The organism is Salegentibacter sediminis (genome assembly GCF_002078605.1).
Taxonomy (GTDB): domain Bacteria; phylum Bacteroidota; class Bacteroidia; order Flavobacteriales; family Flavobacteriaceae; genus Salegentibacter; species Salegentibacter sediminis.
Genome location: NZ_MSJR01000005.1, coordinates 17,827 through 30,232 on the forward strand (window position 1 = coordinate 17,827; position 12,406 = coordinate 30,232).

General features: G+C 41.0%; 7 protein-coding genes. All 7 read left to right on the forward strand.

The genetic code is table 11. The features are described from left to right. Positions 1-51: 51 nt before the first annotated feature. The 7 genes from BUW93_RS08890 to BUW93_RS08920 all read left to right on the forward strand — a co-directional run bounded on the left by BUW93_RS08890 (position 52) and on the right by BUW93_RS08920 (position 12,373). Positions 52-921: a class I SAM-dependent methyltransferase gene (locus BUW93_RS08890; protein ID WP_081211273.1), complete on the forward strand. Its 870-nt coding sequence runs from the start codon at positions 52-54 to the stop codon at positions 919-921. Between the two features lie 1,265 nt (positions 922-2,186). Continuing rightward, on the forward strand, positions 2,187-3,185 hold the full coding sequence (locus BUW93_RS08895; protein WP_081211275.1) for an N-acetylneuraminate synthase family protein: 999 nt from the start codon (positions 2,187-2,189) through the stop codon (positions 3,183-3,185). A 1,128-nt stretch (positions 3,186-4,313) separates the two neighbouring features. Further along, positions 4,314-6,599, forward strand: a complete 2,286-nt coding sequence (locus BUW93_RS08900; protein WP_081211276.1) for a nitric-oxide reductase large subunit — start codon at positions 4,314-4,316, stop codon at positions 6,597-6,599. Between the two features lie 610 nt (positions 6,600-7,209). Beyond that, positions 7,210-8,745, forward strand: a complete 1,536-nt coding sequence (locus BUW93_RS08905) for a glycosyltransferase family 2 protein (RefSeq protein WP_081211277.1) — start codon at positions 7,210-7,212, stop codon at positions 8,743-8,745. 6 nt (positions 8,746-8,751) lie between these two features. Next, the gene (locus BUW93_RS08910; RefSeq protein WP_110688289.1) at positions 8,752-10,596 is read left to right on the forward strand and encodes an asparagine synthetase B family protein; all 1,845 of its coding nucleotides are present in this window, start codon (positions 8,752-8,754) and stop codon (positions 10,594-10,596) included. Continuing rightward, a complete protein-coding gene (locus BUW93_RS08915) occupies positions 10,593-11,570 on the forward strand; it encodes a glycosyltransferase family 2 protein (protein WP_081211279.1) in 978 nt (325 codons plus the stop codon). The genes BUW93_RS08910 and BUW93_RS08915 overlap by 4 nt, the downstream gene beginning before the upstream one ends. A 68-nt stretch (positions 11,571-11,638) precedes the next feature. Then, the gene (locus BUW93_RS08920; RefSeq protein ID WP_081211280.1) at positions 11,639-12,373 is read left to right on the forward strand and encodes a hypothetical protein; all 735 of its coding nucleotides are present in this window, start codon (positions 11,639-11,641) and stop codon (positions 12,371-12,373) included. The last annotated feature ends 33 nt before the right edge of the window (positions 12,374-12,406 follow it).

Sequence of the window (12,406 nt, forward strand, 5' to 3'; positions counted from 1 at the left end):
GAAAAAGATTTCGTGATGCCTTACGAGCGAAGAATTTATAAAATGAATTGAATGTCCCTGAAATTAAAACTTAAAGAAGGCCTATTCCGTATATTAAATCTGTTACCTGAGAAACAGGGCTTTTATTTTTATCATAAAATCCAGGACGTTGTTAACGGAGAGAATATGTTACAGCGGGTAAAAACCAACGAGCCCAGTTTTGGCCTTTTACAAAGATTATTACAGGAGAAGGGACTGTCCTTAAAAGGGAAAAATATTTTAGAGATCGGTTCGGGATGGGCACCGGTGATGCCTTACTTTATGCTTTTCCATGGAAAAGCCAAATCAGTCTCCACCTTCGATCTTAATAGGCATTTTAGTAAGAAGGCCGTCTATAGGTTGAACGAAGTTTTCTTTTCGGAATATGGGATCAGAATCACTCCTGAGCCCAAAAGAGCATATCACTTACCAAAAAACATCGAGTATTATCCCAATACTAACCTGATAGCTGCCGACTTACCGGAAACCGACCTTGTTTTTTCCCGATTTGTGTTGGAGCATGTAAAGCCTGAAGACCTCAGATTAATGCATAAAAAATTTAAAAGAGACTTAAAACCGGGGAGTTTAATTGTACACCTGATTTCCCCGAGTGATCACCGCGCTTATGTGGATAAGAATTTGAGTCTGCAGGACTTCTTACAATACAGTGAAGCCGAATGGCAAAAGAAGCAAACCAAATTTGATTACCACAACCGGCTGAGACTTCCGCAATATTTAGCTATTTTTAAGGCAGCAGACCTGGAACTTTTGCATGTGGAATATGATCAACCCGGTGAGGATATTTATAAGAAGTTCAGGGCTGTAAAAATACACGAAGATTTTAAGCACTTTACAGATGAAGAATTGACGGCCGGTTCTATTAATGTGGTTTTGAGGGTGTAGAAGGAAAAGCTTGTCCTGAAGCAAGCAGCATCCGAAGGATCGAAGAACTGTCAGGCTGAGCCCGACCAAAGGGAGGAAAGTCGAAGCCCTTTTGAAAGCCTAAAGACAGTCGTTTCCTACTACTAAGCACTTCGACTTTTCGTCTGCTATCGCAGCCGGCTCAGTGTGACAAATAGTTTTAATAATTAGTTTTTCATAATCCAACAATGTCAGGCTGAGCCTATGTTTCTGGCCAGAAGGACAGAAATATGGAAAAGCCAGTCCTGAGCGCGTAGCAGCCGAAGGGTAGGGGCACTGTCAGGCTGAGATCTGAGATAAAATTTTTATCTAGCGGAGGGGATGACAGATAAAATAGATATTACTGAATTTATAAAGGCTTAAATAGATTCGTGATCTGTTCTTTTTCCATTGATGAAAAAGAACCAAAAAATCTAGGCTTACGAAAATGGATCTAAATTTTTCGTTCGATGTCTAAATTTTCTGAACTCGCGGGAAAAACTTGAGTAAGGAGAAAAAGACGTGTCGCTCAAACAGCAGAAAATTTAAACGACATCTCACTTCAAATTTCACGATCAATTTTCGATAGGCCACTTAATTTTCAACTTAGTCTTTACTACGTAACCTTTTATTAAATAAAAAAACTAACTCTGTCAATACTAGCCAGAATAGATGACCGGGTGGACGGTTGGGGGGAAAGCCTGTCGTGAGCCTGGACGAAGGCTCGAAGCCCTTTTAAAGTTTAAAAAGTCGCTTCGAACTACCAAGCACTTCCCTTCGACTCCGCAAAAGCTGCGCTCAGGACAGGCTCATCGCCTCCTTCGTTGTCGGCTTAGTGTGACAAAGGCTTTAATAATGAGTTATTCATAAACCAGGAATGTCAGGCTGAGCCCCTTTAAGCGGCCGGGAGGACGATTGGAGGGAAAGTCGAAGCCCGTTTGAAGGTCTAAAGACAGTCGTTTCCTACTACTAAGCACTCCCCTTCGACGAAGCTCAGGGCTAGCTCTTCGACTCCGCAAAAGCTGCGCTCAGGACAGGCTCATCACCTCCTCTGTCGGTGGCTCAGTGTGACAGCTCGTTAATAATGGGTAATCAACAAATCAATATCATCGCAACATCACTTCGTCACAACCTTACAAAATCATCACTCAACCAATCCCCAATTCACGAATTCACGAATCCCGAACTAACCAATCCCCAATGAACTAGTTAACCAAATAACCAACCAAAATAATTAACTTGCTTTCTCAATTTGATATCGTGATCTTATGCCATATATAATTGCAGAAGTTGGGCAGGCCCATGAAGGAAGTTTGGGCTTGGCTCTATCTTATATTGATGCCCTGGCAGAAACCGGAGTGGATGCAGTGAAGTTCCAGCTGCATATAGCCGAGGCCGAAAGCAGTAAGTTTGAACCTTTTCGGGTGAAATTCAGCGAGCAGGACAAAACCCGTTTCGATTACTGGCAGCGGATGGAATTTACCCTGGCGGAATGGAGGTTTCTAAAGCAGCGTTGTGATGAAAAAGGGGTGGAGTTTTTGGCCTCTCCTTTTAGCAATGCCGCAGTTGAGCTTCTGGAAGACTTGGGCGTAAAGAGATATAAGATCGGTTCAGGAGAGGTTAGTAATTTCCTGTTGCTTGAAAAAATTGCCCGAACCGGGAAACCGGTCATTCTTTCTTCAGGGATGAGCTCCTTTGAAGAACTGGATCGAACTGTTGGATTCCTAAGGAAAAGAAAGGTGGAATTCTCCATTCTGCAATGCACCACCGCATATCCCACTCAACCTGAAGAATACGGCTTGAATGTAATCACAGAGTTAAAAGAACACTACAAGGTGCCTGTAGGTTATTCCGATCATTCTGCAAAAATAGAAACCTGCATTGCGGCAACTGCTCTGGGCGCTGAAATCCTGGAATTCCATGCAGTCTTCGACCGCCGAAGCTTTGGCCCCGATGCCACTTCCTCCCTGGAGATCGATGAGATCAAAAGCCTGGTGCAGGCGGTAAGGAATATTGAAACTTCTCTTCAACATCCCGTTGATAAAACAGATAATACCCGGTATAAAGACTTGAAGGATATTTTCGAAAAATCTCTGGCCGTAAATAAAGACCTGCCTGCAGGCCACAAACTGACTTTCGATGATCTCGAAGCGAAAAAACCTAAAGGCCATGGCATTGATGCTTCAGAATTTGAACAACTAATAGGACAGGAGTTAAAAAGGGAAATGAAGCAATGGGAGTTTTTGAATGATGAAGATTTGGTGTGATTAAATCGTCATTGCGAGGAAGCGGGGGCTGACGCGGCAATCCGTTGTTTTTATTCAGGCATCTGACTTTATTCTCCAAACAACAACCCCTACCAACTACTAAGCACTTCGACCATCACCTCCTTCGTCGGCGGCTCAGTGTGATGGCATGTTTTAAAAGAATTTCATGAATAAACCAACACTGTCAGGCTGAGGCCGACCGGAGGGAGGAAAAGCCTGTCCTGAGCGCGCCGCAGTCGAAGGGTCGAAGCCCCTTCTTAATTCCAACCACAGTCGTTACCAACTACTAAGCACTTCGACTTCTCGTCTGCTCCCGCAGCCGGCTCAGTGTGACTCTATGTTTAAAAAGAATATTTATGAAAGCCCACTATTGTCCGACTGAGCCCATATTTTGAAAAACCTTGAGTACAGTAGAAGATGTTGCTCCAAGCAACTACATGCTCATTGAGTATAGCTCGTTAGGTTCGAGTGTCCTGACGCTAGTTGGGATGTGTCGAGAACCGTTAAGTAGCAAGAACTCTATAAGCTTCTCGATACTCCCGATAGCTATCGGGATTTATTCCGCTCTGCTACATAAAGAATCACTCGAAGTCAACGCAACATGTTCTACAATTTTATTTTACGCGCTCGTAACGCCCAGCCCGTTGGGTTCGAGTGCCTTTGCAGAGCGATAGCGGTGCAAAGGTGTATCGAGAACCGCATGGGAGAACGAACCCTTCAAGACTTCTCGATACTTTTTTTATTCCGCTATCGCTTCATAAAAAACACTCGAAGTCAACGTCCCTTTCTGTTGGGATAGTTATATGAAAGCCCTCCCCGTGAGTAGCACCATCTTTATTCCGCTTCTCAAATTAATAAATTAACCGGGGCAAATCTGTCCTTTATGACCCGACTCATAAAACAGCCTTCCTGAAGCTTTCATCTTTGTACCTATTAAATGAAGCTTCTGTAAAACTATACCCACTGAGCATGAAAAACCCACAAAATAAAAAAGTTCCTATCTCTTCCGCAGTCAAAAATCGACGCTTTTAGAATGAGAGAATTAAAGAATTAAAGAATTAAAATCCCCTAACCCACCGAAAAGGGAAAAGCTTGGTATTTCTTTTTCGGCTTCTAATTATAACACCCATGAGTAAAGAAAGAAAATTATGGATTGCTTTCCTGCTGGTTATGTCAGTATCCTTTGCCATCCTCGGTTATTATGGTTTTGAAATCTATCAGAAAGCACCCCCTCTGCCTGAACAAATTGTCACCACCGAAGGAGAAGTTGTCTTTGAAGGCCAGGACATCAAGGATGGCCAGAACGTTTGGCAAAGTATGGGCGGCCAGGAAGTTGGCTCTATATGGGGACATGGCGCCTATCAGGCCCCAGACTGGACTGCAGACTGGCTTCACCGGGAGGCCCTGTTTATCCTTAATGAATGGTCTGAAGAAGACTATGCTAAACCTTATGAGGAGCTTGAAAGTGAAAAACAGGCCCTCCTGGAGAGAAGGCTTCAAGTGGAATTGAGAGAAAACACCTATGATGAAGCCGATGGCAGCATTACCATCTCTCCCATGCGGGCAAAAGCGGTTAGATTTCTCAGCAACTACTACCGTGGATTATTCATGGAGAACCCAGAGCTCGACGAACTGAGAAACTACTATGCTATTCCCCCGAATTCTATTAAAGATGAGACAAGAATGCAACAGATGTCGGGCTTTTTCTTTTGGGCTACCTGGGCAACAGTAACCGAAAGACCTGGCAGCGATGTTTCCTATACCCATAACTGGCCTCCGGATGAACTGGTGGGCAATAAGGCTACCGGCGATCTCCTCATCTGGACAGGATTCAGTATTATCCTTCTTCTGGTGGGAATAGCACTAATGATATTCTATCATGCGAAAATGAAAGAGGAGGAAGAGCCTGAAAAACCGGTTGAAGACCCTCTCATGAAACAAACAATTACCCCTTCTATGCAAGCGGTGAAAAAGTACATGTGGATAGTATGCGTTCTTATACTTATCCAGGTGACTTTTGGTGTCATAACGGCACATTTTGGGGTAGAAGGAGATGGTTTTTATGGTCTCGATCTCGCCGAAATTCTTCCTTATTCCATCTCAAGAACCTGGCATGTGCAGCTGGGAATTCTCTGGGTCGCCACTGCCTGGCTGGGAACAGGCCTTTATATGGCACCCGCAGTTTCAGGTAGAGATCCAAAGTTTCAGAAGTTTGGCGTGAACTTCCTCTTTGTCTGCCTTTTAGTAATCGTATTTGGTTCTATGGCCGGGCAATGGATGGGAATTATGCAAAAACTTGGGCTGGCAGAAAACTTCTGGTTTGGACATCAGGGTTATGAATATGTAGATCTTGGAAGGTTTTGGCAAATATTCCTTTTTGTAGGTTTGTTTGTATGGCTTGCACTTATGGTGCGACCGCTTCTACCGGTGATCAGGCAAAGAACTTCTGAAAGGAATCTGCTCATCATGTTCCTGGTTTCTTCTGCCGCTATTGCGCTCTTCTATGGTGCGGGCCTAATGTGGGGAAGACAAACCAACCTTGCGATCGCCGAATACTGGCGGTGGTGGGTGGTTCACCTGTGGGTAGAAGGTTTCTTTGAGGTATTTGCTACAGTAGTGTCGGCTTTCCTGTTTGTAAGGCTTGGTTTGCTGCGCACCAATACTGCCACCCTCAGTGTGCTGTTAGCTACCGTTATCTTCCTTTCGGGAGGTATACTGGGTACTTTCCACCACCTGTATTTTAGTGGTACTCCAACAGCGGTAATGGCCCTGGGAGCCACTTTTAGTGCCCTGGAAGTAGTCCCGCTGGTCCTGATTGGTTACGAAGTTTATGAAAACTACAAGCTATCCAAAGCCACGGAATGGCTTAAGGATTATAAATGGCCTATTTACTGCCTTATTGCTGTAGCCTTTTGGAACTTTTTGGGAGCAGGTATTTTCGGTTTCATTATTAATCCTCCTATCGCTCTTTATTATATGCAGGGACTTAACACCACGGCAGTACATGCCCACACAGCTCTTTTCGGAGTGTATGGTTTCCTTGGAATTGGCCTCATGCTGTTTGTTCTTAGGAGTCTCTACCGGAAACAAATATGGAATGACAAATTGCTGAGTTTTTCTTTCTGGTCTATTAATATTGGTCTTATCCTTATGGTGCTCCTAAGTGTACTCCCTATTGGATTACTCCAAACAGTTGCCAGTGTAAATGAAGGAATGTGGTATGCCCGTTCAGCTGAATTTATGCAGCAACCGGGAATGGATACCCTGCGCTGGATGAGAGCTATTGGTGATACCATTTTTGCAATAGGTTTATTTGCCTTTGTATGGTTCGTTTTCTCTCTTAACAGTAGCAAGAGATTGCCGGAAGAGAAAAAAGAAGCAAAAGTGCGCGAAGAGGAATACGCAGAAGTATAAAATCACAGAGGAGGTAAAAGCTGTCATCGCTCTGAATGCGAGTGTTAAATGCGGTTTTTGCCTCTTTTTTTATCCCGTTGGATTTGAGACTGCTCCTCGATACATTTTTTTATTTCGCTATTGCTGCATAAAAACCCACTCGAAGGCAACGCCCGATTTAGTAAGAGTATTTCCCAACAACCCCTCGCCGTTGGGTTCGAGTGATCCCGATGCAAATCGGGATTGTATCGAGAAACGGTTAGGAGCAGGAACTCTTCAAGACTTTTCGATACTTTTTTTATTTCGCTATCGCTTCATAAAAAACACTCGAAGTCAACGATCGGTTTTGTTTGGGTTGATATTGAAAACTTCACCAGTTGCATTTACCTCACAAGACTTCTCGATACAATTCTTTCTTCCGCTCTGTTACATAAAGAATCACTCGAAGTCAACGTCTGTTTTAATTAGAGTATTTTAATAGATCACTCCATCACAGCGTCACCAATTCACAAATTAACCGACCTCCAGAATGCTACCAACTAAAGACTAATGACTAAAAACAAAACTAAAGACTCCAGGCTACCGACTAACGCCTAATTTATTTACATTTGTTCAAACCAGAAAACCACCTATGCTTCTCATCATCCATCAACATGCTGCAAGGCTTGTCCGCGTCCATTACAAAGGAGAAGATTTAAAGGTAAAGGAAACTGATCTTTGCAGGATTTTTTGGGATTTAGCAGAACAGTATCCTGAGGAATTGATCTGTTGGTGTGAAGAAAGTTATGTTGATGAATTTAACAAGAGCCTTTTAAAGGAAATATTTCCGCATGATTTAATCATGGCCTCTTATGCCCTGGAGCATTCGTATTTTCCAGAACAAATTGGTTATATCGATCAGCATCCCGCAATAAATGTTAACCCGGAAGTACGTTATGGAACCTGGAGAATGAGTACTGATGTCGGCGGTATTAAGGGAAAAACTTTATTGTATTTCCGGGATTCTTTTGGGAAAATAAAAGATATCGGATTTTTATTAAATTCAATTGCTAAATCCGGGCAGCATAACGGATTATTCTGTTATTCAGAGCCGGGTTTCTTCAAAACGAGCCTGGTAAAGCAATATATACCTCAGCCGGTTGCGGGCATTTCAGAGCTTTTCTCCTTTGTATATATGCATTATAAGACAGGTCGGGTTTGGTTGTTATTATGGTGTTTTATAAAGTTTGAGCGCTCCTTGCCGATTCTTTCCCTGTTGAGATTATTTTTCAGAAAGAAGTATTTTTTAAAGGAAATCGATCTAAGGAATCTTGAGAAGAAAAGGGTAAATAAGCTTCCTAAATCGATAAGTATTGATGTGATCATCCCTACCCTTGGAAGAAGAGAATATTTGTTGCGGGTTTTAGACGATCTTAAAAAACAAAGCTTATTGCCAAAAAAGGTAGTCGTGGTAGAGCAAAATCCCGATCCAAAATCCCAAACAGAATTACCAGAGCTAAGCTCGAAAGCCTGGCCTTTTGAAATCGTACACCATTTTATTCATAAAACCGGGGCTTGTACGGCCCGTAATATGGCCCTGGAAGAAGTAGATGCCGATTGGGTGTTTTTTGCCGATGATGATATAAGATTGACTTCTAATTTATTACAATCAAGTTTGGAAGAATTGAATCGATTGGGAATAAATTGTCTCAATTTGAATGCCTATCAAACTGGTGAAAAACAATTCTTTCATAAGATCAAACAATGGGGAAGTTTTGGATCCGGAGTTAGTATTGTTAATTCAAAGTTCACAAAAGACTTAAGATTTGAAGAGGTTTTTGAATATGGGTTTGGCGAAGATCAGGAATATGGCATGCAATTACGAAATGCCGGATGTGATATCATCTATCATCCAGATTTAAAGATATTACATTTAAAAGCTCCCAGGGGTGGCTTCAGAGATATTTCTCTACCACCATGGAAAAACGATGGCCCCAAGCCGTCTCCCACCATCATGTTGTTTGCCCAGAAGTATTTTAGTGCGTACCAGTTGAAAGGATTTAAAACTGAACTTTTTTTCCGGAATTATGACTTTGGCAAAACCCTTAACCCCATAAAATATTGGAGGAATATGCAATTGCGGTGGAATAAAAGTAAAAATTGGGCTAAAAAACTGTCACTTAAATAATTTTCCATGATGAAATTTTTAATCAGCCAGAGGGCCCTTGATCATAATGATTTTCAAAAACTGGAATTGAAATATCAGGTTGAGACGGGTTCTGCAGGGCCATATAGTTTTGTCACCGAAAAAGACACCAGCGTTTACAATGGGCAACGCCTTAGGTTTTTTATAGATGGGTATATACGGGATTTTAATTGTGCAATGCCGGATGTAGCTTCTCAAACTGAAAATGCCATTGGCTTAATTACTAAACAATGGCCCGTCCCAGACTCCATAAGTGGGTCTTTTTCCAGTGTGATCATTGAGGAAAACACTGGGGAAATAGTTATTTGCAATGATGCGATAGGGGTGTATCCTTTATATTACTTTGCGGGGGAGGATGAATTTTATATCTCTAACAGTCTTATTTGGTTGGGTGTCTTCTCTGAGGCTTCCATAGATGAGGTGGGGCTATTTCAACGCACTTATTGTCCTGAATTTGCAAATATCGGGTCCAGAACGCTATTAAAAAATGTAAAACGCCTGTTACCGGGAGAATGGATTAGGTTTAATAAGTCGGGAGAAATAAAAAAGAAAAAATATGATAATGAATTATACCAGAACCTTTCAGATAGTATTCTTCCTTTAGATTATTGGATAGCATTTAAAAGGGAGATATCATATTGCCTGGCAGAGGAGGAGAATGTCCACATAGGCTTGAGTGGTGGGATGGACAGTAGGTTAATAATTGCCGGAGTTCCAGAGGGAAAAAATATGTCCGGACATACATACGGGCAGGAAGATTATTATGAAACTCTTATTGCAAAACGCGTTGCGGAGCTGTATGACGCCAAATTCAAAAGTTATTCCCATCCTGAATTGAATTTTCCATCTAAGGAAATCCTTGAGAAATATACTATTGAAACAGAGGCTATTTATTTAAACCATTGGCTTGAAATTTTAGAGGACCAGAACAAAGATAACAGGGAAATCATGTTGGTAGGGGATATGACCGAATCTTTGCAGGGAAGAAACCTTCCGATGAAAAAAAACTGGAAAAACTTTAAGCAGTATTACCTGGGACGCAAGGAATATCCTTTAACTCAAAATACAAGCGAAAAATTTGAGGATTGGAAAGAAGCTGTCATAAGTAAATACACCGGTTTGGTATCTCAAAAGCATCTCAATCGGATAAATGTAGAACTAACGGAGAAACAAATAAAGAATGAGATTACTGCAGATCTAGAAGAACTATTTTTAAGGATTGAACAGCATAATCTTCCTTATCTGGAACTGGTTTCCGAGATATTTACCTGGTTTACTCATTCCCGAATTCCGATGGGCAAACAGATACTGATCTTAAATTCTAATTTTAAAAGTCTTTGTGTTCCGATGTCTGTTCAAATTCTTCGGTTAACCAGCAATCTGCATCCAAATCTTAGACTGAATGGCAGGTATATAAAATCTTTGTTTGCCTCGGTTAAGGATTTAAAATCGGCTGCAGGCGTGCCTACGAGTCAGATCCCATTTATCCCTTTTAATTCGCCGGAAATATTAAAAGTCCCAATATGGTTTTTAAGATCGGAAATAGATGATTTTCTTATAAAGAGAGTGATGAAGTCTGGTAACCCAAAGAAGAGATACCGGGTATTAAAATCTTTTAATTGGGTAGAAGTGTATCAGCAGCCGAAAATGGAGGCAAAATTGCGGTCTTACTTCGAGAAAAATTATTTAGGAGAAGGATATACAAATGCTGTAATTAATGGAGCTCTCCAACGTAGAGACCTGGAGCAATGGCCGCTTAGCAATATCAATATAATTAATGCTGCAGCATTAAATGCAGAATTAGCCCTGCTAAAAGCCCTCAAAGACGAATGAAATTTAATCTAATCATCTGTACATATCAACGGAGGCAGGCCATAGAGCGACTCTTAGAATCGGTTAGGGAGCAAAAGTTATATCCCGATGAGATCCTCGTCATTGATGCTTCTCCCGATGATTTAACGAAAAAGCTATTTGAGGATAAGGTTTACCCTGCTTTAAAATACCACAAAGTAGGAAAGGATGATAGCGGATTAACCCGCCAGCGTAATTTTGGGATAAAACATTCGAGTCCCGAGATGGAGGTTCTTTGTTTTTTGGATGATGATATAGTGCTTGAACCCGATTATTTTGAGAAGCTGGTTGAGAGCTATATTAAATACCCCCGGGCCATTGGAATTGGGGGTAGGATAAAGGATGATATTGCGTGGAAAAAAGTTTCAGAAAACAATAAACCGCGATTTGCTGAATTTCAATTTGATGGGTATGTCCGGCCTCTGGGACAACGAAATGTCTTAAGAAAACGATTAGGCTTATTATCAGACAAACCGCCGGGCGTCATGCCTGAATTCTCCCATGGTTTTTCAACCGGATTCTTACCTCCTTCGGAAAAGATTTACCCGGTAGAATTCTTTATGGGGGGAGTGGCCTCTTATAAGCATGAACTTTTTTCAGAAATAAATTTTTCAGAAAAATTTATAGGTTATAGTTTGTATGAAGACCTCGATTTTTGTTTACGAGCCTCCAAAATTGGGCAATTATATGTGAATACGGCTGCAAAAGTAGCGCATCTTCATGACGAAGCTGGCAGGCCCGATCATTATAAATATGGGAGAATGGTTGTTGAGAATGGATATCACGTATGGAAATTGAAAAATCCGAAACCTTCCTTTAAAGCAGCCTTTAAATTCTGGGCAATACATGTCTTATTGTTAATGATTAGATTTGTAAATGGCTTTAGTAAAGATAAAAGTGGGTTTAATGATGCCCGGGGAAGACTTCGAGGTTTATTAAGCGTGTTAAACCAATAGATCAACCCGATAAATTTGTTTTAGCTTTTAACTGATAATATGTCTTTGCTGTAATTTAATTTAAGTTGATGGGTGCTGATAAAAATGAAATTGTCTTATTATTAACCGGGACTATTGAAAGGAACTCTTCAGATGTCCTGGCGGTGAAGGATCCAGAAATCAGAAAGCAGCAATATTTAGAAGCAATATCATTTTATTTAGCTAATACTCCTTATAAAATAGTTTTTTCTGAAAATTCCGGTTACTCCCTGGCTGAGTATTTTCCAGGGTCGGAGAGGTTGGAATTTATAACTTTTCAATCTCCGATAACTTCTCCCGATAGAGGGAAAGGTTGGAAAGAGTTAGAAATTATAGATTATACTTTAAAAAAATCAGGATTTATTAAGGAGACAAGTATAGTTGTAAAGATAACGGGGAGGTTGAAGGTTTTGAATATTAATAAATTGGCCAACCCTGCTCAAAAGCTGATGTCATCTAATGATAAATTAGTGATGAGTAATATTTACAAAAGATTGAAAATGGATTCCAGGTGTTTTCTTTTTACAAAGGAATTCTGGCCTTATCTAAAGGAAAACGGAGACTCCATAAATCTGGGATTCTCTTTTGAAAAAGCCCTATGGCAGGCAATTATGGATTTTAAAATTAAAGAGAAGGGGAGTTATAGACAATTCTCCCAACCCTTGAGAATAAAAGGGATTAGTGGAGGTTTTGGCACACCATATAAACACGGGAGTTTAATAATTTTTGCCAAACAGCTTAAACATTTTCTAAATCCTATCGCTTATCGGGAGATTTTAAAATGAGCTGTTTTCAAATAAATAACGATTAATTGATAA